The sequence below is a fragment of the Maritimibacter sp. DP1N21-5 genome (genome assembly GCF_019218295.1).
Lineage (GTDB): Bacteria > Pseudomonadota > Alphaproteobacteria > Rhodobacterales > Rhodobacteraceae > Maritimibacter.
This window is the reverse complement of record NZ_JAHUZF010000007.1, coordinates 232290-256551: the sequence shown is the minus strand read 5'-3', so window position 1 is coordinate 256551 and position 24262 is coordinate 232290. Positions and strand designations below refer to the sequence as shown.

Below are 24262 nucleotides of genomic sequence, written 5' to 3'. Positions count from 1 at the left end.
GCTCCGACCAATTAGAGCACTGAGAAACAGGGCGCCTTCGGGCGCCTTTGTTGTTTGTAAGACTGTGCTCCTTGGTTCAATGAACCTGCGCCTAGTCGAACTCCAACGCGCTAGCCGCTTTTCTCAGGTGTTCGCGACTTAATCGAGCGTAAGTCGACGAGGTGATCCCCCGGTCGAAGGTGATCAACTGGCGCGCTGGTTGGGGCAGGGGCTCCATCATCGTCATGAGCCGGTTCATCAGATGCGTAGTGCTCCGATCGTTGTTGCGAAACAGGACGGCGAAGCGGGTCTAGCGCTCGACCAGCGAGGCGATGCTCCCGTTGTCTAGGCGCGCTCGAAGATCATCAGATCACCTTCCCAGTCCCCGAACGTCTCGCGGGTGTTCACGTAATCCGGGACGCTGGTAGATTGACCTTTCTGGCGGGAAAACCAAACCTCGCGGCCTGCGGGCGTAACGCGGCTGACGCTTTTTCCGCCGCGTGGGAAGATGCCGCGCGAGTTCTTCGAACTGGCCGTCCGGACCGTAAACGAAAGCGTAGATCTTCTCGTGACTGACGCGCATAGTCTGACCTTCGAATGTCAGGCGTCCCGCAATCTGCTCTGGAGACCAGCCAACCTGCAACTGCGTGATCACTGACTGGCGCAAATCTGGATACCGAGCGAGCTTGCGCCGTCTGGCGCGTCGATCGGTGGCCGATTTCCGGGCCACCATTCCGTAGTAACCGCCGAGATACGGCAGCTCCTCGTCAACAGAGCCGTTCCGCTTGATCTCGAGGTAGATGGTTGACCGGTGCCGTCCGAGTTCTTCCGCGATTTACCGGATCGGCATCTTCGCGTTCAGCATGTCCTCGATCCCGCGCCGTTCGACCAGATCCAATTCCGAGTGGGCCATCTTCCGTCTCTTTGCTTTCCAAGAAGATAGGGATTTGTCGCAACCCAGTTTAGAATGTGCCCGCGTTTCGTGATCAAATCGGATAATGCTGATGAGGATCTTCGATCGTGACCCACCTCTGTTCTGTAAAGGCTTCAATCCCCGCCCGGCCACCGAAACGACCGTGACCAGATGCTTTCACCCCGCCAAATGGCATCTGGGCTTCGTCGCCGACGGTGGGACCGTTGATGTGGCAGATCCCCGACTTAATTGCTTCGGCCACCGCCATCGCTCGCTTTAGGTCACCGCCATGGACCGCCGATGACAGGCCATATTCGGTGTCATTCGCGACCCGCACAGCCTCTTCATCGCCCGAAACGCGAATAATGGACTTGACCGGACCGAAGCTCTCTTCCGAGTAGATGCGCATGTCCGCTCTCACGCCGTCGAGCACACCGGCGGGGACCACCGCACCTTCACGCGCGCCTCCTGCCCGCAGCGTTGCGCCTTTGGACTTAGCGTCGGCCACCAGCTCCTCGATCTTGATAGCGGCGGCTTCGTTGATGAGAGAGCCCAGAACGACCTTCCCACGCGGATCGCCATACGGCAGTTTCGCCGCGCGCTCAGCCAGCTTGTCGACAAAGGCGTCGGCAATTTTCTCATCAACAATGATGCGCTCGGTCGACATGCAAATCTGGCCTTGGTTCATGAAAGATCCAAATACCGCTGCGTTCACGGCACCGTCCAGATCGGCATCGTCAAGTACGACAAGCGGCGCCTTGCCGCCCAGTTCCAGCAGCACGGGTTTCAGGTTTTCACCCGCGAGCCGACCGATGATCCGACCGACACCGGTAGAGCCGGTAAAGTTCACGTGCTTGACCGTATCATTCGCAATGAGCGCCTCGACCAATGCAGGGGCATCCTCGGGGGCGTTGGTCACGACGTTCAGCGCGCCCTTGGGCAGGCCGGCCTCGGCAAGCACGTCGCCGATCAGGCGGTGCGTGCCTGGGCAGCTTTCCGACGCCTTCAGAATAACCGCGTTACCACAGGCCAGAGGCATCGCGATGGCGCGAACCCCGAGGATCACCGGGGCGTTCCACGGCGCGATGCCAAGGCAGACGCCATGCGGTTTGCGCTGGCCCATGGCCAGGGTGCCCGGCTTGTCCGAGGGAATGATCTCGCCCGCGATCTGGGTCGTCATAGAGGCCGCCTCGCGCAGGATGCTCGCTGCGAAATGCACGTTGAATCCGCCCCAGGGGCCGGTCGCGCCGGTTTCCGCGATCACCAGCTTGATGAAGTCGTCGGTCTTGACTTCGAGGATGTCGGCGGCCTTGTTCAGGACAGTCCGTCGCGCATTCGGCCCCATCTTGGACCACTCGGCAAATCCCGCCTCGGCCGAGGCCACGATGGCCGGCACGTCCTCGGCCGTCGCCGCAGCCGCCACCGTCGCCACCTCGCCCGTGAACGGGTCGATCCGCTCATAGGTCTTGCCGCTTTTCGCCCCAACCGGTTGCCCGTCGATCAGCATGTCGATTTTCATGTTCATTCCTCCTATCGGATATCATTTGCGCAGGGTTTCAGGACCCGGCTTGTCTTGGTTCAAAATGTAAGGTCGGCGACCGAGTTTGCTGCCGCGACCGACCGTAAGCTCGCCATCATTTGATCGGCGCGGTCGGGGCCTTGAACAGGGGCGGCCTGTGCGCGGAACTTGGCCGCTGCGATCGCCGGGTCATAGCCGCCGAAACGCGGATCGGCAGACAGCCGGTCGTTCGCCGCGGACAACACGCGCCCATCCGTCAGAGCAATCTCAACTTCAGCCCCCATGCGCCCATCGGGCAGCGGCGCGACCGAGGCGCGGTCAGTCAGGCGTTGCCCCAAGGCCCAGCCTTCGGCACCACGCAGGTATGCATCGGGTTGCACCGACCCGGTTTGCAGGGCGACAGAGACCGGGAAGGTGTAGCTGAAGATCGCATCGCAATGGGGGAAGGCGCGGGGCGTGAAGGGTTTGTTACAGAAATTGCCCATCCGCGCGGCGGGCACGCGGACGGTCAGCCGCTCGATGGTCGCGGGGTCGAAGTCATGCGCCTCATGAAGCGCGAGCGCCGCCTCGATGCCGTTGTGCGTGGCCATGCAGGACGAATACCGCTTGAAATGCGCTTCGGCGAAATAGTCGGTCCCGAGGGCCTCGCTCAGAACCTCGGGCCGGGAACAACCCGCCGTATAGGTCGCGAAAAAGCCGAACCGCGCCGCCAGCGGGTCGGTCATCCCGACCCAGCCGGCGCGGGCCAGTTCCACCGCCGTCAACGCATTGCGCGCCGCCGTTCCCTGCGACAGCTTGAAGCCCATCGCGCCGTCGTAAAGATCCTGAATGGTATGCGAAATCTGCGCCACGGTCAGCCCGATGGCGTGGATCGTCTGGTCCCGGTCCAGACCGTAAAGCCGCGCCGCCGCCAGTGCCGCGCCGGGGGCCGAGTAGACCGACGAACCGTCCCAGCCCTGCCCGAAATCGAGCCCCGAGGCGATGAGCAGCCGGGCGGCGAGGTCGTCGCCCAGAACGATTGCCGCCAGCAGCTCGGCCCCGGAGGCACCGACGTGATCAGCAGCGGCCAGCGCCGTGGGTATCGTGGTCCCGGCATGGTGCGACGGGATCAGCTCGTCATAATACCGGACCGTCATCACCTCGTAGTCGAAGGACCGGGCAAAGACCGCATTGACCATGGCGGCATTGATCGCGGGCAGCCGATGCGGCGTGCCGATGACCCGCGATTGCCCCGCTCCGCCCTGCGCCAGCATGAGGTCGAGGAGACCCGCGTTGCCGTCGGCCCTGATCCCCCCCAGCGCGCAGCCGACCACATCGGTGAGCCGCGCCCTAGCGGCCTCTATCGCCTCGCGCGGCAGGTCCTCGGGCCGGACGGACAGCGCGTGATCGACGAGCGCGGTCAGCGTGGGGCGCAGATCGACGGAACCCGTCATTTCCCCTGCGCCCGCGATTGCAGGATCTCGCCCAGAATACGCCCCCGGAAATCGGCGAAAGCGTGCAGGCTCTTGGTCGCGATCTGGTCGCGCGGGAACGGCAGGTCGATCTCGACCGTGTCGATCACCGAGGCGGGCGAATTGGCCAGCACAACCACCCGGTCCGAGAGATAGACTGCCTCGTCGATATCATGGGTCACGAGCACGACGCAGATGCCAAGCCTGTCGCGCAGCTCGAGCACCAGATCCTCAAGCTCGAACCGTGTCTGCGCATCGACCGAGGCAAAGGGTTCGTCCATCACGAGGATCCGCGCGTCATAGGCGAGCGCACGGGCGATGGCGACGCGCTGCTGCATCCCGCCTGACAGTTGCCAGGGGTATTTCTCGGCCGCATCGCCCAGCCCCACGGTCGCGAGCACCTCGCGCGCCTTGGCTTCGCGCTTGGCCTTTGACACGCCCCGACCCTTGAGCGGCAGGGCCACGTTCTTGAGCGCATTCATCCACGGCAGGAGCGACCGGCTGTAGTCCTGAAAGACGACCGCGATCTCTTCGGGAGGCGCGACGACGGTGCGCCCGACCACGCGGACCTCGCCCGCCGTGGGACGCAGGAGGCCCGACAGGCAGCGCAGCAATGTCGTCTTGCCGACGCCCGAGGGACCCACGATGCAGACGAATTCGCCGGGGTTCACGGTGACGTTCAGGCCCTTGAGCACCGTCTTGGCAAAGGCGCCGGCGCGGTAAGTGACCTCGACCTCGCGCGCTTCGAGCGCCGGGGTGGCCGGGGTCGCGTCTGCGGCAGTGCGGGTCAGGGATTTGGTCACGGTGTTCATCGGTTTTTCCTTTGTCATGTCATCATCCGCGCCGGGCCTGGGCCGAGCTTTCGCGGTGCCATCTCAGGGCAAAGTGTTCGAAGATTTCGAAGAGGCGGCTGAGCAGGTATCCGAGCAGCCCGACCAGAATGGTCCCCGCCCATGTCTCGGCCACCGCGAAGTTCCGGCCCGATTGCAGGATGTAATAGCCCAGCCCGCTGTCGGCGCCGTAGATTTCGCTCACCACCATGACGATCACGCCGATGGCGAGCGCGGTGCGTACGCCCGGCACGATCTGCGGAAGGGCGGCGGGCAGCACCATGTCGAGCACATGGGTGCGTTTCGACAGACGGTAAGACTTCGAGAAGTCGGTCAGCGCCGTGTCGATCCCCTTGACCCCGTCGATGGTGTTGAGAAGCACCGGCCAGACGCAGGCGAAACTGATCGACCAGATCTTGGGCAGGGCGCCGATCCCCAGCGCGCCGATGATCAGCGGAACCAGCGCAACCTGCGGCACCGAGCGGATGAATTGAAGATAGGGGTTCACGGCGTCGCGCAGACGCTGCGAAGATCCGAGGATCACGCCCGCCACCACGCCCACCACGATGGCGATGGCCAGCCCGGCGGCGAGGTTGGTCAGGGAAAAAGCCGCATAGGACAGAAGCGGCCCCTCGGTGATGTCGCGGACCCCGACCGAGACGATCTCGGCGAGCGGCGGAAAGTAGAGCGAGGTCGATCCGGCGGAGGCCAGCCACCACAGCGCGATGAGCGCGACGGGCAGCCAGGCTTCGGCAAGGATGCCAAGCAGACGGTTGGTCAGTTTCATCAGGCAGTCTCCCCACGGACGGACGGATGCCAGGCGAGCACGTAACGCTCGATCGCGGCAAAGGCTTGGTTCAGCGTCAGGCCCAGAAAGCCCGACACGATGACATAGGCGATCACTTCCGCAGACGCCCCGTCGATCCGCGCGATGGCGATCTCGTAGCCGATACCGGGCACGGACGAGAGCACTTCGACCCCGATGGACAAGAGCACCGACAGCGCGGTCGAGATGCGCAGACCGGTCATGATGAAGGGCAGCGCGTTGGGCAGCGCGACCTCGAAGAACTTGACCCGCCCGCCGATGCCGTAGGACAGCGTCATGTCCTCGATCGTCGGTTCGACCCGGCGTGCGCCATAGATCGACTGCACGAGGATCGGCCAGAGCGCGGCGAGCACCACCATGATGAGCTTCATCTTGAAACTCGCGCCAAAGAGCAGGACCAGCACCGGCATGAGGGCGATGATCGGCCAGGACCGGAACAGATCGACCAGAAACCGCGTGGCCCGGTAGACGCGCGGGTTCGCCCCGATGATCAACCCGAGAGGGATTCCGATGACCGCCGCGATACACAGGCCCAGAAAGGCCGAAGCGAGCGTCAGCTGCAGCGCGTTCCAGAACCGCGCCTCGAAAGGAAGCTCGATCAGGCGGGAAAAGACGTCGAGCGGCAGGGGCAGCAGATCGCGACCCATGCTTCCCGACATCGCGGCCAGTTGCCAGAGGGCGAGGAGTCCCGCGCCCACCAGCACCTGACTGATGAATTTTCGATTGTCGAACACTGGAACCCTCCCAAATCCCGGTCAGGCATCGCCCGGCACGGGACCGGGCGATGGCTTGGCACGTTCAGCGCGACGCTTTCGCGTCGGTCATTCGGCTCGGGGCGCCTGCGGCGCGATGAGCTTTTCCATGTCCGGCGCAGTGTCGAGCCAGCCGTATTCGACCATGGCCTGCCCCACCTTTTCCAGCGCCCCCGCGTTGATCTGGGGCGTGAAGGTGCTGATCGGACGGTTTGCGATGAACTCGGGATCGAGTTTGGTATACTTGCGGTCGATGTCGCGCACCCGCTCCGGATTGGCGTTGGCATATTCCTCCGCCTCGGTCATCGCGGCGATGAAGGCGTCGACGATGTCGGGGTTGTTGGCCACATACTCGCTCCCGGCCGCAAAGGACACGGATGGCAGGCCGTCCATGTAGAGCGACACCGATTCCTCGACCTTGACATAGCCGGATTGGATCGCGGCCGACATGTAGGGATCGAGCGCATAGATCGCGTCCACCGTGCCCTTGTCATTCGCCGTGACCATCGCCGGGGGCGGCAGCTCGACGAAGGTCAGGCTGTCGATGTCCATGCCCTTGTCCGCCGCCGACATCAGGAGTGCGAGATGCGGCTGGTTGTTAAGGCTGGTGATGCCGATCTTCTTGCCGGCCAGATCGGTGACATCGTCAATCCCGCTGTCCGCCGGCGCGATCAATGCGGCGGTGGCCACGGTGCCCTGCTGCGACATCATGTTGCCCATGACCAGTTGCACCGGCAGGCCCTTGGCCGAGGCGTTCATGACCGCGAGACCCGAGGTCAACGCAAACTCCGCCTGCCCGGTGATGAGCTGCGGCATCATCGCGTCGGGCGGGCCGCCGGGAATGATCTCGGCCTTGAGCCCGTGTTTCTCGAAGATCCCCTCTTCCTGTGCGAGCCAGAGCGGCTCAAAGGCGGTGGGGGCGTTGATGACCCGGATTTCGGTGAGGTCCTGCGCGGCGAGCGGCAGGGTCATCGCCATGGCGGCAACCCCGCTCATCATGGCGCGCGTTATCAGTGACCGGCGTGTGAAGCTGTTCATTTCCAATCCTCCCTGGGTGCGCGACCCACCTCGCCCCTCCTGGCGACATGGGTCAATCTGCCGCATCATTCCGCGCCAGAACCGGCATCCGAGCAACAGATTTGACCCTTATCTAAGATATAACCCAGAACGTATAGGCGGCCTGTTCCGCTCGTTCGGGCATGCGCCGCACTTTCTACCCCAGTGATAACTTGAGCATTATGTCATTCATAGCAGCCAACTGCGTTGCTCGCGGCGTGTTCTGCGGCCCACCCTGCCCGAAAGACATGACGGTTCGGGAGGTGCTAATGTCGATCCAGTTTCCCCAGACGCCCGGTTTCACCGGCGTCAACAAACCCATGCGCATGGAAATCGACCTGTTCGAACTCGAAGTCGAGGGCGTCATTCCAGAGGCGATCAATGGCGCGATGTATCGCTGCGGCCCGGACCCGCAGCTCCCGCCCCGGCTGGGCGACGATATCTTCATCAATGGCGACGGGCAGGTTTCGGGCTTCTACTTCTCGGATGGCCACGTCGATTTCCGCCTGCGCTACGTCCGGACCGAGAAATTCGAACTGGAACGCGCCGCGCGCAAGGCGCTGTTCGGGGCCTATCGCAACCCGTTCACCGACGATCCCAGTGTCGCTGGGCGCGACCGGACCACGGCCAATACTGCGCTGATGTGGAACGGCGGGCGGCTTTACGCGCTGAAGGAGGACGGGCGCCCCTACGAGGTGAACCCGATGACGCTCGAGACGATCGGACGCAACGATTTCGGCGGCGCGATGGCCTCGCGCACCTTTACCGCCCATGTGAAATACGACCCCGAAACCCATGACGTGATCTGGCATGGCTATGCCGCCGATGGCGAGGCGACGAATGCCATTGCCTATGGCACCATCGCACCGGACGGCACACTCGTGTCCGAGCAGCGCTTCACCGCGCCCTACGCCAGCATGATCCATGACTTCGCCTTCACCGAGAACTACATTCTGTTTCCCATCATGCCGGTGACATCGGACCCGGAGCGGCTTGCCGCCGGAGGGTCGCATTGGGCCTGGGACGGAACGAAACCGACCTATGTGGGCATCGTGCCGCGCAACGGCGCGCCCGAGGATATCCGCTATTTCAAGGGTCCCGCCCGCTGGTCGTTCCACACGCTCAACGCGTTCGAGGAGGGCGACCGGATCCATCTCGACCTCACGGTGTCCGAGCGCGTCGGCTTTCCCGACATTCCGATTCTCGACGGTTCGCCCTTCGATCCGGACAAGGGACGGTCGCTTCTGACCCGCTGGACGTTCGACATGTCCTCAAACGACGAGGGCTTTAGCGAAACGGTGCTCTGGGATCACCCGGCGGATTTCTTCGAGATGGACCCGCGCGTGGCCGGGCGACCCTATCGCCACGGCTTCATGGCAGCCAAGGAAAAGGACATGGTCTTCAACATGATAGGTCATATCGACCACGCCACCGGAGAAACCCGCGCCTACCACGCAGGCGCCGGGGCGTCGGTGCAGGAACCCGTGTTCGTGCCCCGATCGGCGGAGGCACCCGAGGGTGACGGCTATCTCCTCGCGGTGGTGAACCACAGGGCCGAGAACCGGGCGGAAGTGGTCATCCTCGACACCGACGACATCACCGCAGGTCCCGTGGCGCGGGTGCATGTGCCGATGCCGCTGCGCATGACGTTCCACTCGGAATTCGTGCCGCAGGCAGAACTTGAAACCGCTGCCGCGCTCTAACCGACCGGACGGGCAATCAGGCTGGACATGGGTGGCTCTGCCCTGTCCCGCCGTGCCCGCGCCGACCGCGCAAAGGCCTCTCGCGCCTCCGCAGCAAAATGGCCCGCGACCCGCGCACAGGTGGCGCGGGGTTGATAGACCTGCCGAAACTCCATCGCCGGAAGCTCGACAAGCTGGACGAGTTTGCCCGATTTCACGTCGTCCTCGACGACATAGTGAAACATGCTGCCCACGTGGCCCGACAGGATCAGCTCCCGGATGATCGGCGCATCGCGCACCTCGCAGGCGACCGAGTAGCGGTCGATTCCCGCCTGCATGAGGCATTTGTCGATGACCCGGAAGAAGTGGCTGTTCCGCTTGGGCAGGATCAACGGCAGGTCGCGCAGCGCCTCGGGGTTCTTCTGGAACTCGAGCACGCTGGGATGATCGGCGGGGGCAAAGATGCCGTGCGGCTCGGTATGCACCACCTCGCTCGCGAATTCCGCCGTTTCGCCGTGACCGAGGAAATAGGCGATGTCCACCTCGCGGTCCCGGATCTGCTGCACCACGGTCTCGAACGACCCCAGCTCGACCCCCAGCTCGACATCGGGGTTACCGCGCATGAATTCGACCACGACCGGCCGCAGCCACTGCATCATGATCGGCAATTGCGTCCAGACCTTGAGCTGCGTGCGCGACTGCCGCCGCAATCCGCGGGGCAATTCCGAGGCGAGCTTTTCGGCGTTGTCCAGAAGTTGCAGCGCCCGGTCGTAGAGGTTGCGTCCCTCTTCCGTCAGCACGCAGGATGTGCCGCGCCGCCGTTCGAGCACGACACAACCGACCTGCGCCTCCAGCGACCTGATGTGGTTCGAGACAGCGGGCTGGGTGATCCCCAGACGATCTGCGCCCGCCACAAAGCTGCCGGCATCGACAACCGCGACGAACACCTCCAGTTGACGGAAGGTGGTGTGAAGCATGATGCCTCCCTAACATCATATTTCGCTTATATCCCTGATAGCCACAAACTGCGTTGCTCGCAATCGCCCCGGCGACAATTCTGCGGGGAGTGATAACCAAGGCTGATATCAATGCAGGTTGAAACCACCGATGGCGTGATGCTGTCCGTCACAGTGACCGGGGACGAGGACGCCCCCGCGCTGGTCTTTGCAAACCCGCTGGGCACCGATCAGCGGTTTTGGGAGGCGCAGGCCGCCAGCTTTCCCGACCGCCGTGTGATCCGCTTTGACCATGCCGGGACCGGGGGGTCCGCCGAACGCAGCGCGACGGCCACCCTGCCTCGCACTGCGCTGGATGTGATCGACATTCTTGATGCGCTCGGGGTCGAGACGGCCGACTATGTCGGCCTGTCCCTGGGCGGGCTGGTGGGCATGGAGCTGGGGGCCACGCATGGCGACCGGATCAGGCGGCTGGTTCTGGCCCATACCACGCCGCATATCCCGCTTGTCGACATGTGGAACGGCCGTATCGCACAGGCCAGGGCCGAGGGGCTGGCGAATATTGCGCCCCCGACGCTTGCCCGCTGGTTGCCAGACGGTTTTGCCGATGATCGGCCCGACGACTACGCCCGCCTTGTGACCATGTTCACCGACACGCCGGTCGAGGGCTATGTCGCCTGCTGCACCCTTCTGCGCGACAGCGACATGCGGGACGCATTGTCGTCCATCGAGAACGAGACCCTGATCCTTCAAGGCGCGCTGGATCAGGCGGTCCCTGCCACTGTGGCGCAGTCGATGGCCGAGGCGATCCCCGACGCGCGCCTCGTCACGCTGCCGGACGCCGCGCATCTGTCCAACATCGAACGGCCCGAGGCATTCAACGCCGCCCTGCGCCAGTTCCTGACCACCGGCGCATGACGCGCCCTCGAAGTTCCACGTCATTCCAGGGAGGAAACACAATGTTTGACGACAACGACCTCGACCTTTCCATGCCACCGCTCGAGGTGCCCGAGCTGAAGCTGGAGTTCGCCTTCCGCATCAAGATCCTGTTCAAGGACCGGCATTTCTTTACCGGCCCCAAGGGTCGTCGTGCCTTTGTCCAGCCCTTCGGCGGCGTGGTCGAGGGGCCGCTGCTGAACGGCAAGGTCGTGCCGCTGTCGGGTGCCGATTGGGCGCAGAACGGGCAGCTCAACGCGCACTACATGCTCGAAGCCGACGACGGCACGCTCATCTACCTCAACAACCTTGGCTATCTCTATCGCACCGATGGCGAGGTGACCGATCCCAAGAACCCGCTGTGGAGCAAGGATGTCCCCTCCTACTTCCGCCTGACGCCCTATTTCGACTGCCCCACCGGGCCGCATGACTGGCTGACGCGGCATGTCGTGGTCGGCACCGGCCAGCGCCACGACGACCCCGATCACACGATGTTCCATTACTGGGTGGTGCGTTAAACGGACGGGCCATGCGGATCGGATCGCTCCGATCAATGAACCAAGGCGCTTTCGGGCGCCTTGGTTGTGTATGCATCCTACCGACGCCTCATGCGAAACGGACGAGGCCGCCAAACGTTAACGCGGGACGTCGGCGTCTCACTCCCTTCACCGCTGTCTGACCGGGAACCGGATATCTGTCAGGTCGGCGATGAAGAACGGGAAGTAGTCGTCGGTGCCGAACATGTTCCCCGCCTCGGCGTGGAACGGCAGGCGATATCCGTCGACCTCGCGAAAGTCGCTAACCACCGCGCCGAAGGGCTGGATCCGGTAGATCTTGTCTGGGTTGGCGTTGGTCCAGCGCTCGAATGTCACGGTTGTCGGTCGCCCCTCGGCGTCTATCGTCACGTCGACCGCCTGTGTCAGGTTACCGCGTCGGACCGTCACGCGCGCGGTGTCGTCGCCGACCGCCTCCCAGCTGACATCGGGGCCGGGTAGAAGGGCCGCTGGCGTCCAGATGACGGCTTCGGAGACATAGCGACCAAAGGCTGAACGGGCGTGATCGACGTCGCCACCAGCCCGGGCGACCGGGATAAGACCGAAGATCCGAAAGCGCGTCCACAGGCCCGAGTCCGACCCCGTGACCGGCATCCCGCCTGTCGTTTTCATGGCCCAGACGAACCCTTCCGGTGCCGCCAGCACCTGATGTGCCGTCATGGGTTGGTAGCGCGGGTCATTCCTGGTCCCAAGGCCGAACCTCCCCTGCATGACGATGTCGGCCACTGGAAGAAGCGGCGTCCCCGGGCGCATGGCATGGGCGAAGTACCGGCGCGCGGGTTCGGGCAGGTCCGCCACCATCTCTGGCGTGAAGACCGGCGGTGCCTCGGGCTGAAGCGCTGTGAGTCTGAGCCATTCGACACGGTCAGCCCGCCGATCACGAACGGCGAGACCGGCCAGGCCCAGCACGACGACCATGAGGCCGATCAGGATCAGGATCAGGAACTTCATTTCCGTCCTCTCAACCACTTCCCTCACCAAGCTATCCCTCTCGCCTCTTGGATGAGATGAGCCAGATCAAGTCACGAGGCCTGCATTTGGAAGGCAAGTGGCCCACGTCTTGGGCACGCCCCTCTTCCCTGATGGTCATGCGGGCGCGCTTCGGGACGAAAGTCTGGATTTTGAAAAGCCTCCATGCCATCGTCGGGAGGCGTCGCTTTCGGGCTCGGCGCATATTTCGTGGAGCATTTTTTTCAGACCCCCAGACGGGCCGATCATGACGATTTTTCATTCCGTTCCCCGCCGTTTCATTGGCGCGCTTTCCCTGACCATTGCGTCGGTCTTCGGTTCGGGTGCATGGGCACAGGACACCTGGACCCTTTTAGATGAGCCCGAACCTGTGGCCCTTCTGGCTCCCGGCGGCAACGCATTGCTCGCGATGGCCTGCGCCGAGGGGGGCATGGTCGAGATGCGGACCATGGTCTTCGGCAGCCCGGGGCCCTCGACCCATATGACCCAGGAGTTGCAACTGACGACCGGAAGCTGGACGTCGGAGACCCTGTCCTTCGCGAGCACCGAGAGCGGCGATGCCTATGCGGTTTCGCTGGACCCGGCAGGTCAGATCGTATCGGCGATGCGCTTCGCACCCATGGTCAACCTGTTCCCGGACGGGAAAGAGATGTTCGGTTTCGAAATCCCGCTCGGTGGGTTCACAGAGGCGCTCGACGGGCTGCTCGCCCGTTGCGCGACCTCTGAGCCGGAAGAACCGCGGACGATCGTGGCGGAAGCGGCGCCCGTGCGGCAGTTCGACGAGGCCCACAAGGTCGCCGCCGCCGGGCTGATCATCGCGGGACAGTGCCAGCCGGGGAATACGGCGGCCTATTGTGCGAACCCCGATGTGCTCGCGCTTCGGTCCCAGCAGATCGAGGCAGCAGCAGCGGCCATCGCACGCGGGCTCGACCCTCGGCAAAGGCCGGACGTGATCGGGGTGGAGCGGCCTCAACTCCTGAACCAGCTGGTGCGGTGCAGCAACGACGCGGATTGTCTTTCGGCCTTCCTGACCGAGAGGATCGCTTTCTGGGACGGGCTTTACCAACCGCTCGACGCGACCGCGCTTGCCGGGCTCGACCCCGAGATGACGGAGATCTGCGGCGCTGCGGTGCATCCTTCGGTTCAGCTGGTCTGCACCGATCCCGATCTGGCCGCATCCGAAGCCGGGGTGCGCCGACAGATCGGCCTGATGAAGACCGAGTTCGCGCAAGACGACGTCGCCGCTGCCTTCGACGGGTCCATCGCGCGCATTCACGACGAATGCCGGGCGGAGCGCGGCTGTCTGGAACAGGGCTTCGCCGGTCTGGAACAGACGCTCGATGACTGGTCACGCGACATCCGGGCCAAGGCGGCCGAAGCGGAACGCCAACGGATCGCGTTGGCGCAACAGGAGCGCGAGATCGAGGCGGAACGGTCACGGCAACGCGCGGCCGCCGAAGCGAGCCGGAACACCGCGAGCGTCATTGGCACCTCGGTCTTCACCGCACCGTCCGGGCCAAGCGGCGCCTGGGTGCGGGAGATCGGGCTCGGTCGTTTCGAGATCGCCCGTGGCGCGACCCGGAACGAAAGCGAGGTCATCGCCAGCCAGACCCGACGGCTGCGGCTGCTCGCTGCGTTCTACCATGACGTCTACGACAACCTCTGCGAAATCACGGGACCGTCGCAGAGCTTTGCCCAGCAGATCGACGTCGTGACGACGGATGGCACCGGGCGGGAAGTCGAACGGATGGAGGGTGAACTGCAAACCATCAAGGTCCGCTCGGAATATGTCGACATCTTTGCGAGCGGCTACGACCTTGCAGCAAACCCGGCAGGCTTGATCTTTTCCATGGGAGCAAACTTCGGCCAGTTGTTCGAAGATCTCGCGACCGTGAGCCGGGACGTGATCCAGGCGAACGGATGCGGCTCGCCGGGGCTCGTCACCTTCGAGCGGAATCTGGCGGCGGTCCTGCGGGGGGAACCCTCGCTTCAGCGGCGGGGCGAGGTGATGACTTTGCTTGAACGAAGCTGCATCGCCACGCGGCTTGGCGACATGGCCGGACGTAGCGCCCGATCCTTGCCGGTCGCCTGCGCCTGTATCTCGAAGACCTTGTGGGACGGTCTGCCGGAAGAACACCTCGTTACCGTGGAAGACGGCTTTTCACGGGAAACCTTGCTCTTGGCTGCGGCGACGACGCCTGCGACTTGGGAGGGCGTGCAATCATGCGTGCGTTGACCCTGATCCTGTCCGTTCTGTTCGCCCTGACCGGTCCGGTCGCCGCACAGACCGAGCTTCCGCCCGCGATGCCGCCGCGTGCCGCGCCAGCCGATATCGACCGCAACCTCGGATTTGGCCTTGCCGCATGGGAGAAGTTGTCGGGCTACTCCACACCGTCACGCCCTGATGCACACGTGCTTCGTGACTTCCAGTCCATCCCCTTGACGGACGGCAGCGTCGTGATCCCGGGTCTGGGGGTGCGGCTGCGCCCCGCCAAGGAAGCCGGTCGCGATGTTCTTGAAATCGTGGACATGCGCGAGTTCAGCGCCATCTGGGTCGCGCGTGATGACCCGCCATTCGGGTTTGGCGGTATTGGCGGATTGATCGGCGGAACGATCTTTTCGCTGGACCAGACGCTGAGAACCGAGCTTTCGAAGTCGGCGGACAAGAAGCTGACGCAGGGATTCAGTTTCCAGATTTCGACGGCGGTGCCCTATGAACACAACGGGGAGCCGCGCGTTCAGATCCAGCCGGGGCGGCTTCGGGTCGATCCCCTCGTGCGACCCATGGGGCGGTGGCTGGTGGCCGAGCCGGACGCAAACGACGGGCCTGATCCGCGCGCTGAGTATGACGCATTGATCGCCGACTTCCAGACCAGCCTGAGCAGCAATCCCTGTTCCGTGACCGGCCTTTCCATCATGAACCTCGAGCGGCAGATCGACCTTCTCGACCGTGCGGCCGAAGCCCCGTTGCCGGATCTGAACCTTCGCAACCTGCAAGAAACTGCCTGTGCCATCGCGACCCACGGCACCTATGACATAGCGGATCTCGAACGGCTGGCGGTGTTGCGACAGGCCGAATGCGCGGATCTGGCAGAGGGTCTGTCGCAGGAGATGCGGCAGGCGGCGGAGGACATGCAAGGTCAGGTCGCGCCGCCGACCGGGTATCTTCGCTGGGCCGAGATCGGGCTTTATGGCATCCGGGACCCATCGCGCGGACGGCGGACACCGGAAGAGGGCGTCGCGCGCAAGACCTGCATCCTGCAGTATCTCGAAGACGATCTCTTTGCTGCGACCGAGGGAAGGTGAATCCCCCTCGGTCGCGCCGTCCTGCGATCACACGTAGCGGTTCACGATATTCTCGAGGATTTCCTGACGGCCCGAACGGGGTTGCGGGTTGATCCCCTCCCCCTCGACCCGGGACGCGACGGTCGCGAGGTCGGCGGTGAGCATCGCCTGCGCCTCCGGCGTCTTCCAACCGGCATAACGCTCGGACCGCATGTCTTCGAGCACGCCATCCTCCAGCATCTTCGCTGCCGCCTTCAGGCCTCGTGCGCAGATGTCCATGCCACCGGCATGCGCCGCGACAAGGTCCACCGGGTCGAGCGACTGGCGCCGGATCTTGGCGTCGAAATTGGTTCCGCCTTGGGTGAAGCCGCCGGCCTTCAGGATTTCGTAGTAGGCCAGCGCAACCTCGGGCACGTTGTTCGGAAACTGATCCGTGTCCCAGCCCGACTGATAGTCGTTCCGGTTCATGTCGATGGAGCCGAGGATGCCAAGCTCGCGGGCGAGGGCCAGTTCGTGCTCGAAGCTGTGCCCGGCAAGGATCGCGTGCCCCTGTTCGATGTTCATCTTCACGTCGTTTTCCAGCCCGAAGCGTTTGAGGAACCCGTAAACGGTCGCGACATCGTAATCATACTGGTGCTTGGACGGCTCCTGCGGTTTCGGTTCGACGAGGATCTGGCCCTTGAAGCCGATCTTATGCTTGTAGTCGACGACCATGGACAGGAAGCGTCCCATATGGTCGAGTTCCTGACCCATGTCGGTGTTGAGCAGCGTCTCATAGCCTTCGCGCCCGCCCCAGAGGACATAGTTCTCGCCCCCCAGACGGTGCGTCGCGTCAAGGCAGAGCTTCACGGTCGCGGCCGACCACGCATAGACGTCCGGGTCGGGGTTGGTCGAGGCGCCGGACATGAACCGGCGGTGCGAGAACATGTTGGCGGTGCCCCAGAGAAGCCTGGTGCGCGAGGTGGCCATCTTCTCCTCGAAGAGGTCGATGATCGCCTCGAAGTTCTTGCGGCTTTCGGCAAAGGTATCGCCTTCGGGCCGAATGTCGGCATCGTGCCAGCAGAAGAACGGGACGTTCAGGATCTCGAACAGCTCGAAGGCGGCATCGGCCTTGGCTTTTGCTGCCTCCATCGAGTCCGAGAACCACGGACGGTCGAATGTGCGCCCGCCAAAGGGATCACCGCCTTCCCATGCGAAGCTGTGCCAATAGGCGACTGCGAAACGGAGGTGTTCCTCCATCCGTTTGCCAAGGACGATCTCGTCGGGGTCGTAGTGGCGAAAGGCAAGATCGGTCGAATCAGGGTCGAATCTCAAGGGCGCTATGCCGTCGAAAAATCCGCTCATGTCGGGGCTCCTTCATTGGCCGCGCTCACAGGCGGCAGGTTGTCTTTGACGTAGATGGTGGGGACGATGGCCGGTTCGGCCACATAGGGATGCCGATCCGCAAGGTCGCGCAGACAGGCGACGACCTGCCGGATTTCCTCTTCGGGACGCTGGTCGATCACGACGTCGATCAGGTCGTCCAGAAGCGCGGCGTGACTGTGCGGGACAAGTTCGTGCAGGACCACCATGGGGCGGTCGGCGCGCTCGGCGATGGCCCGGATAAGCCCCGCGTTGCCAGCCCCCATGGAATAGATGGCCGTGATGCCCGCGTCCTGAGCCATCCGGTCGCGCAGCTGGGTTTCGACCTGTTCTGCTCGGTCGTGCCCCTCTATCACCGGCGCGACGACCATTCGCGTGCCGGCCAGACCCTGAATCAGGCCGGCGAGTCGTTCGGCATGGTCGCGGGCACTGCGCGCCCCGAGGATGGGAAGCACGCGCCCGGCCCGCTGGATATGGGCGAGGCGGATCAGGCGGGCGGCGGTGCGTCCGGCCATCAGATTGTCGATCCCGACATAAGCATCCCGCGCCGCCCCCGGCAGATCCGAGACGAAGGTCAACACCGGGGCGCCGGCCGCGCGCAGGCGCTCTATCGCGTCGGCGACCTCGGGCGTGTCGATGGCGACAAGGGCGATACCATCAGGTGGATCAGTCTCTAATTCTGCCAGATGCGCCATGAGAGCCGCTTCGTCGAAGGCGGGAATGTCGACCACGCGCAGCTCCACCCGGTCGAGCGACAGGCGCGGGACCATCTCCTGGATCAGGCGACGCACCTTGGCGAAAAAGGCGTTGGGCCCGTCCGGAAGCAGCAACACGAAGCTGTAGGTCCGGCTTTGGGACAGGTTCGCGGCGGCGACATTTCGGACATAGCCCAGCGCCGCGACGGCCGCCTCGACCCGAGTCAGGGATTTGGCCGCCACGTTGCCGCGCCGGTTCACCACGCGATCCGCCGTCGCATAGCTGACGCCCGCGTGTTTCGCGACGTCCGACAGGGTCGGCTGGCGTGTCGGCATGGCTCCTCCTGGCGGGACCATGGAGCGGCGGACTCGGCCCGTCAATCCATTTTGATAGACGTCTATCATTTTTCCGCTACGGTACGTCTTGCAAAGTGGGACAATTGCCGCGACCTTGGGGCTTGCCTGATGGCTGGGACGACCATGAACTCGATTGACAGGAAACTCGACGATGCCGCGCGGGCGGCTTGGCTTGCCTATGTCGGCGGGCGCAAGCAGGACGAGATCGCCCAGATCATGGGGATTTCCCGGCAATCCGCGCAGCGGCTCGTGTCGCAAGCCCATGCCGCGGGACTGGTAAAGGTATCCATCGACCATCCGATTTCCCGCTGCCTGACGCTGGCGCAGGATGTGGCTGCGCGCTACGGGCTCGACATGGTCGACGTGGTGCCGTCCATGGGCACCCCGGCGGAAAGCAACGTCGCTGTCGCCAATGCGACCGGGGACCGGATCGAGCGTTGGCTGAACGAAGCCGCGCCCCAGATCATCGGACTGGGCACTGGGCGGACCCTGCGCGCGGCGATCGAGCATCTGCCCCATATCGACTGCAACCAGCACAGGGTGGTGTCGCTTACCGGAAACATCGCGCCGGACGGATCGACGGCGCACTACAACGTGCTCTTCACGATCACCGACAAGGTGACGGCGGCGACCTTCCCCATGCCGATGCCGGTGATCTCGGCCTCGCCCGGGGAACTGGCGGCGGTGCTGGGACAGAAAACGCTGGCCACGGCGCGCGATCTGGCGGCGCGCACGAATGTGCGGTTCGTGGGCGTCGGCTCGATCAGCCGGGATGCGCCGCTCGTCCTGGACGGGTTCATCGACCGCGCGGATCAGGAACGTCTGGTCGGAAAGGGCGCTGTCGGCGAGATCGTCGGCTGGGTCTTCGATGCCGAGGGCCATCTTGTGGATGACGAAATCAATCAGCGTGTCAGCTCCGCCCCGCTCGAGATCGCGCCGCGTGCGCCGGTCATCGCCTCGGCCAACGGGCCGGACAAGGTAGCAGCGATTCGCGGCGCCATGCTCGGGCGTCTCATCAACGGGCTGATCACCGACGAGGACACAGCGCTAGCGCTAACGGCGTAACACGCGGATAGCGGCGCAAAGAAATCAATGACTTGCGGAACTTCGCTGCTGTGCGGCGACGATTGACCGTTGACGAGTCTCGGTTGAAATTGAATAAATGCTCGAGAGCCTAGCAATTGCTCATATACTGGGAGGATACCATGACCGTTACATTCCGCGCCCTCATGGGCGCTACTGCGCTGTCCGCCGTGGCCTTTGCCGCACAAGCGCAGGACACGACGCTGACCATCGCCACCGTGAACAACGGCGACATGATCCGCATGCAGGAGCTTGCCGGTGCGTTCACCGAGGAAACCGGCATCGCGCTCGAGTGGGTGACGCTCGAAGAAAACCAGCTGCGCCAGCGCGTGACGCAGGACATCGCCACCAACGGCGGCCAGTTCGACGTGATGACGATCGGCACCTACGAGGCTCCGATCTGGGGCAAACAGGGCTGGCTCGTGTCACTCAATGACCTGCCTGCCGAATACGACGTGGACGACCTGCTCCCCGCGATCCGGGACGGCCTGACGGTGGACGGCGAGCTCTATGCCGCGCCCTTCTATGGTGAATCGTCGATGGTGATGTATCGCACCGACCTGATGGAAGCCGCAGGTCTCGAGATGCCCGACGCGCCGACCTGGGACTTCATCAAGGAAGCCGCCGCGGCGATGACCGACAAAGAGAACGAAGTCTACGGCATCTGCCTGCGCGGCAAGGCCGGCTGGGGCGAGAACATGGCCTTCCTCTCGGCGATGGCCAACTCCTATGGCGCGCGCTGGTTCGACGAGAACTGGCAGCCGCAGTTCAACACCGACGCATGGAAAGCCACCCTCACCGATTACCTTGCGCTGATGAACGAATACGGCCCGCCCGGCGCGTCGTCGAACGGCTTCAACGAGAACCTCGCGCTGTTCCAGCAAGGCAAGTGCGGCATGTGGATCGACGCCACCGTCGCCGCATCATTCGTGTCTAACCCTGAGGATTCGACCGTTGCCGACAGCGTTGGCTATGCGCTGGCCCCCGACAACGGCCTCGGCCCGCGCGGCAACTGGCTCTGGGCATGGAACCTTGCGGTGCCGGCCGGTTCGGACGCCGTGGACGCCGCCAAGCAGTTCATCGCCTGGGCGACCTCCAAGGACTACACCGCGCTCGTGGCCGAGAACGAAGGCTGGGCGAACGTGCCCCCGGGCACCCGCACCTCACTCTATGAGAACCAGGAGTATCTGGACGCGGCGCCCTTCGCGCAGATGACGCTCGAGTCGATCAACGCGGCGAACCCGACGCAGCCGACCGTGGACCCGGTCCCCTATACCGGCGTTCAGTTCGTCGCGATCCCCGAGTTCCAGTCGATCGGCACCGCTGTCGGTCAGGCGTTCTCGGCGGCGCTTGCCGGTCAGATGAGCGCGGAAGACGCGCTGGCGCAGGCGCAGACACTCACTGAGCGCGAGATGAAGCGCGCGGGCTACATCCAGTAACGTTTTCCTCCCGGTCGGGGTCGGCTTCGGCTGGCCCCGGCACCCTTCGAGGTCTGTGGCGATCACCCGGGACGACCGGATGATCCCCTCATACCTAGCAAAGAGGGCTTAGGCATGGCGACCAAGGCTTCACGCACAGCGGCACGGGCGATGATTTCGCCATCGGTGATCCTGCTCTTGGGCTGGATGCTGATCCCGCTCGGACTCACGATCTATTTCTCGCTTCTGCGATACAATCTGCTGATGCCCGGGGCGACCCCCTTCGTGGGGCTCGAGAACTACGAGTTTTTCATCACGAACCCGGCCTTCGTCACTTCGCTGATCAACACGCTGCTTCTCGTGGGAGGCGTGTTGATCATCACGGTGATCGGCGGCGTGCTTCTCGCGCTGCTTCTGAACCTCGACATGTGGGGACAGGGGATCGTGCGGGTGCTGGTCATCGCGCCCTTCTTCGTCATGCCGACGGTGTCCGCGCTGGTGTGGAAGAACATGTTCATGCACCCGGTCAACGGGCTTTTCGCCTTTATGGCCAAGGCGGTGGGGCTTCAGCCTTTCGATTTCCTGGCTCAGGCGCCGCTCGCCTCGATCATCGGGATCGTGAGCTGGCAATGGCTGCCCTTCGCGACGCTGATCCTGCTGACCGCGATCCAGTCGCTGGACAGCGAACAGCTCGAGGCCGCCGAGATGGACGGCGCAGGGGCCTTCAGCCGGTTCTTCTACATCACGCTGCCGCATCTTTCACGCGCGATCACGGTCGTGATCCTGATCCAGACGATCTTCCTGCTGTCGGTCTTCGCGGAAATCCTCGTCACCACAAATGGCGGGCCGGGGAATGCATCCACCAACCTTACCTACCTGATCTACAAGGAAAGCCTGCTTTCCTACGATGTCGGGTCCGGGTCCGCCGGTGGCGTCATCGCCATCATCCTCGCCAATATCGTCGCGATCTTCCTCATGCGGATGATCGGCAAGAACCTCGACGCCTGAGGAGGGGAGCACATGGCCCGCGCAGTCACCACCCAGCGGAAAGCGATCAACACCGTCATCGCGTGGATCGTTGGTCTGCTGATCTTCTTCCCGATCCTCTGGATCTTCATCCTGTCATTTCACACCGAAGGCGACGCCATCAAGCGCCCGTTCGAGGTGCTGACCAGCCGGTGGACCTTCGAGAGTTATGCTACGGTGCAGGAGCGGTCGAACTACTTCCGGCACTTCTGGAACTCGGTCGTGATCTCGGTCGGCTCCACGGTCATCGGCCTCCTCATTGCGGTCCCTTCCGCCTGGGCCATGGCTTTTGTCCCCGGCAAGCGCACGAAGGACGTGCTGATGTGGATGCTGTCGACCAAGATGCTGCCGCCCGTGGGTGTGCTGCTTCCGATCTATCTGATCTGTCAGAACCTCGGGCTGCTCGACACGCGCGTCGCGCTCGTCTTCATCCTCATGATGATCAACCTGCCGATCATCATCTGGATGCTCTACACCTACTTCCGCGAAATTCCGGGCGAGATCCTGGAAGCGGCGCGGATGGACGGGGCGTCTTTGCGCAACGAGGTGATCTATGTGCTCCTGCCCATGGCGGTGCCGGGGATCGCGTCGACGCTGCTCCTCAACATCATCCTCGCATGGAACGAGGCGTTCTGGACCCTGACGCTCACCGCCGCGAAAGCCGCGCCGCTGACCGCCTTCATTGCGAGCTATTCGTCGCCCGAGGGGCTGTTCTACGCAAAACTCTCGGCCGCCTCGATCATGGCCATCGCGCCGATCCTCATCATGGGCTGGTTCAGCCAGAAACAACTCGTCCGCGGCCTGACCTTCGGCGCGGTGAAATAAGGGAGCACGCTCATGGGGCGCATCACGCTTGATAAAGTGACCAAGGCGTTCGGCGATGTGGAGGTGATCCCGCCGCTGGACCTGACCATTGACGACGGCGAGTTCGTGGTTTTCGTCGGGCCGTCGGGTTGCGGGAAATCGACCCTACTCCGGCTTATTGCGGGGCTGGAGGACGTGACTTCGGGTGAGATCCGTATCGACAGGCAACCCGCGACGCATCTGCCGCCCGCCAAACGCGGCCTTGCGATGGTGTTTCAGTCCTATGCGCTTTATCCGCATATGTCGGTGCGCAAGAACATCGCCTTTCCGATGAAGATGGCCGGCATGCCGGAGGACGAGCAGAAGCGCCGGATCGACGCGGCGGCGGCGGCCCTGAACCTGACCGATTATCTCGACCGTCGGCCCGGACAGCTTTCTGGCGGACAGCGGCAGCGCGTGGCGATCGGGCGGGCCATCGTGCGCGAACCGGCGGCGTTCCTTTTCGACGAGCCGCTGTCGAACCTCGATGCGGCGTTGCGCGTGGGGATGCGGCTCGAAATTTCCGAGCTCCACGAGCGGCTCAAGACGACGATGATCTATGTGACCCACGATCAGGTTGAAGCCATGACCATGGCCGACAAGATCGTGGTGCTCCAGAAGGGCGTGATCGAGCAGGTCGGCGCGCCGCTGGAGCTTTACAACGCGCCACGCAACAAGTTCGTGGCGGGTTTCATCGGCTCGCCCAAGATGAATCTGATCGAGGGGCCCGAGGCGGCAAAGCATGACGCCACCACCATCGGCATCCGGCCGGAACATCTGCTCGCCTCGACCAGCGAAGGCGACTGGACGGGCAAGGTCGTGGTGTCCGAACATCTTGGTTCCGACACCTTCCTGCATGTTCAGGGCACCGGCTTGGCCGATCTGATGACGGTCCGCGTGGGCGGCGAGTTCAACGTCAAGCATGGCGACACGGTTTATCTGACCCCGCAGGCGGACAAGATCCACCGTTTCGACGCGCAAGGTCTGCGCATCGCATGACACGGCTGGCCGGCAAACGCGCGCTGATTACAGGAGCCGCCCGCGGGATCGGGCTCGCCTTCGCCCGCGCCTATGCCAGCGAAGGCGCGTGGGTCGCGATTGCCGATATCGACATGGGCCGGGCGCAGGACGCCGCGAGCGACATCGAGGGAGCGATCGCCGTCAAGCTCGACGTGACAGATCAGGCGAGCATCGACGCGGGCGTGGCCGAGGCCGTGGCGCAACTGGGCGGGATCGACATTCTGGTCAACAACGCCGCGATCTTCACCGCCGCGCCGATCACCGAGATCGAACGCGCCGATTACGACCGGGTTTTCGCGATCAACGTCGCCGGGGTCCTCTTCACCATGCAAGCGGTCGCGCGGCACATGATCGACCGGGGCGCGGGTGGCAAGATGATCAACATGGCGTCGCAGGCCGGACGCCGTGGCGAAGCGCTGGTCGGTGTCTATTGCGCGTCGAAGGCGGCGGTCATTTCGCTCACCCAAAGCGCGGGCCTCAACCTGATCGCGCACGGGATCAACGTGAATGCCATCGCGCCCGGCGTGGTGGATGGCGAGCATTGGGACGGTGTCGACGCCTTCTTCGCCAGATACGAGAACAAGCCCCTCGGCCAGAAGAAACGGGAGGTCGGCGCAGCCGTGCCCTATGGCCGGATGGGGACCGCAGAGGACCTTGTCGGGATGGCGATCTTCCTCGCCACGGACGAGGCCAATTACATCGTCGCCCAGACATACAATGTCGACGGCGGCAACTGGATGAGCTGATACC

Annotated in this window: 21 protein-coding genes; 11 read left to right on the top strand and 10 right to left on the bottom strand. The window is 63.9% G+C overall.

The window, feature by feature from the left end; translation table 11 throughout:
* Positions 1-965: 965 nt before the first annotated feature.
* From KJP29_RS19235 to KJP29_RS19210, 6 genes are all read right to left on the bottom strand, one after another.
* Positions 966-2411, bottom strand: a complete 1446-nt coding sequence (locus tag KJP29_RS19235) for an aldehyde dehydrogenase (RefSeq protein WP_218465250.1) — start codon at positions 2409-2411, stop codon at positions 966-968.
* Between the two features lie 59 nt (positions 2412-2470).
* A complete protein-coding gene (locus tag KJP29_RS19230; protein ID WP_218465249.1) occupies positions 2471-3844 on the bottom strand; it encodes an MmgE/PrpD family protein in 1374 nt (457 codons plus the stop codon).
* Positions 3841-4692: an ABC transporter ATP-binding protein gene (locus KJP29_RS19225; RefSeq protein WP_255553758.1), complete on the bottom strand. Its 852-nt coding sequence runs from the start codon at positions 4690-4692 to the stop codon at positions 3841-3843. The genes KJP29_RS19230 and KJP29_RS19225 overlap by 4 nt, the downstream gene beginning before the upstream one ends.
* A gap of 4 nt (positions 4693-4696) precedes the next feature.
* Positions 4697-5479, bottom strand: coding sequence for an ABC transporter permease (locus KJP29_RS19220; protein ID WP_218465248.1), 783 nt, complete (start codon positions 5477-5479; stop codon positions 4697-4699).
* A complete protein-coding gene (locus KJP29_RS19215) occupies positions 5479-6252 on the bottom strand; it encodes an ABC transporter permease (protein ID WP_218465247.1) in 774 nt (257 codons plus the stop codon). Before KJP29_RS19215 ends, KJP29_RS19220 begins: the two co-directional genes overlap by 1 nt.
* A gap of 87 nt (positions 6253-6339) precedes the next feature.
* On the bottom strand, positions 6340-7308 hold the full coding sequence (locus KJP29_RS19210; RefSeq protein ID WP_218465246.1) for an ABC transporter substrate-binding protein: 969 nt from the start codon (positions 7306-7308) through the stop codon (positions 6340-6342).
* A 287-nt stretch (positions 7309-7595) separates the two neighbouring features.
* Here KJP29_RS19210 and KJP29_RS19205 point away from each other — a divergent pair, with 287 nt between their 5' ends.
* Complete coding sequence (locus KJP29_RS19205) at positions 7596-9029, top strand: carotenoid oxygenase family protein (protein WP_218465245.1); 1434 nt, start codon at positions 7596-7598, stop codon at positions 9027-9029.
* Here the strand turns inward: KJP29_RS19205 and KJP29_RS19200 are convergent.
* On the bottom strand, positions 9026-9985 hold the full coding sequence (locus tag KJP29_RS19200; RefSeq protein ID WP_218465244.1) for a LysR family transcriptional regulator: 960 nt from the start codon (positions 9983-9985) through the stop codon (positions 9026-9028). The two genes, KJP29_RS19205 and KJP29_RS19200, sit on opposite strands and share 4 nt — an antisense overlap.
* 111 nt (positions 9986-10096) lie before the next feature.
* Between KJP29_RS19200 and KJP29_RS19195 the strand changes: the two genes are divergently transcribed.
* Together KJP29_RS19195 and KJP29_RS19190 are read left to right on the top strand one after the other, a co-directional pair.
* Positions 10097-10882, top strand: a complete 786-nt coding sequence (locus KJP29_RS19195) for an alpha/beta fold hydrolase (RefSeq protein ID WP_218465243.1) — start codon at positions 10097-10099, stop codon at positions 10880-10882.
* Positions 10883-10923: 41 nt separating this feature from the next.
* Positions 10924-11418: a DUF3237 domain-containing protein gene (locus tag KJP29_RS19190; protein WP_218465242.1), complete on the top strand. Its 495-nt coding sequence runs from the start codon at positions 10924-10926 to the stop codon at positions 11416-11418.
* Positions 11419-11565: 147 nt separating this feature from the next.
* Here the strand turns inward: KJP29_RS19190 and KJP29_RS19185 are convergent, their stop codons facing one another.
* Entirely contained in the window at positions 11566-12405 is an 840-nt protein-coding gene (locus KJP29_RS19185; protein ID WP_218465241.1) for a DUF6544 family protein, read from the bottom strand.
* A gap of 265 nt (positions 12406-12670) precedes the next feature.
* Between KJP29_RS19185 and KJP29_RS19180 the strand changes: the two genes are divergently transcribed.
* Entirely contained in the window at positions 12671-14659 is a 1989-nt protein-coding gene (locus KJP29_RS19180; RefSeq protein WP_218465240.1) for a hypothetical protein, read from the top strand.
* Positions 14647-15729: a hypothetical protein gene (locus tag KJP29_RS19175; protein WP_218465239.1), complete on the top strand. Its 1083-nt coding sequence runs from the start codon at positions 14647-14649 to the stop codon at positions 15727-15729. Before KJP29_RS19180 ends, KJP29_RS19175 begins: the two co-directional genes overlap by 13 nt.
* A gap of 27 nt (positions 15730-15756) precedes the next feature.
* On the opposite strand, the gene xylA is transcribed toward KJP29_RS19175, so the two are convergent.
* Positions 15757-17052, bottom strand: a complete 1296-nt coding sequence (gene xylA / locus KJP29_RS19170; protein ID WP_218465238.1) for a xylose isomerase — start codon at positions 17050-17052, stop codon at positions 15757-15759.
* Positions 17049-18101: a LacI family DNA-binding transcriptional regulator gene (locus tag KJP29_RS19165; protein WP_218465237.1), complete on the bottom strand. Its 1053-nt coding sequence runs from the start codon at positions 18099-18101 to the stop codon at positions 17049-17051. Before KJP29_RS19165 ends, xylA begins: the two co-directional genes overlap by 4 nt.
* A gap of 129 nt (positions 18102-18230) precedes the next feature.
* On the opposite strand from KJP29_RS19165, the gene KJP29_RS19160 reads away from it, so the two are divergent.
* The 6 genes from KJP29_RS19160 (at position 18231) to KJP29_RS19135 (ending at position 24258) form a co-directional block, all read left to right on the top strand.
* Entirely contained in the window at positions 18231-19187 is a 957-nt protein-coding gene (locus KJP29_RS19160; RefSeq protein ID WP_255553757.1) for a sugar-binding transcriptional regulator, read from the top strand.
* A gap of 140 nt (positions 19188-19327) precedes the next feature.
* A complete protein-coding gene (locus tag KJP29_RS19155) occupies positions 19328-20644 on the top strand; it encodes a sugar ABC transporter substrate-binding protein (protein WP_218465236.1) in 1317 nt (438 codons plus the stop codon).
* A gap of 114 nt (positions 20645-20758) precedes the next feature.
* On the top strand, positions 20759-21631 hold the full coding sequence (locus KJP29_RS19150; protein ID WP_218465235.1) for a carbohydrate ABC transporter permease: 873 nt from the start codon (positions 20759-20761) through the stop codon (positions 21629-21631).
* 12 nt (positions 21632-21643) lie between these two features.
* A complete protein-coding gene (locus KJP29_RS19145) occupies positions 21644-22474 on the top strand; it encodes a carbohydrate ABC transporter permease (protein ID WP_218465234.1) in 831 nt (276 codons plus the stop codon).
* Between the two features lie 12 nt (positions 22475-22486).
* Complete coding sequence (locus tag KJP29_RS19140; RefSeq protein WP_218465233.1) at positions 22487-23491, top strand: ABC transporter ATP-binding protein; 1005 nt, start codon at positions 22487-22489, stop codon at positions 23489-23491.
* Positions 23488-24258 carry an L-iditol 2-dehydrogenase gene (locus KJP29_RS19135; protein ID WP_218465232.1) on the top strand — a complete coding sequence of 257 codons (771 nt, stop codon included), beginning with the start codon at positions 23488-23490 and terminating at the stop codon, positions 24256-24258. The genes KJP29_RS19140 and KJP29_RS19135 overlap by 4 nt, the downstream gene beginning before the upstream one ends.
* Positions 24259-24262: the final 4 nt, after the last annotated feature.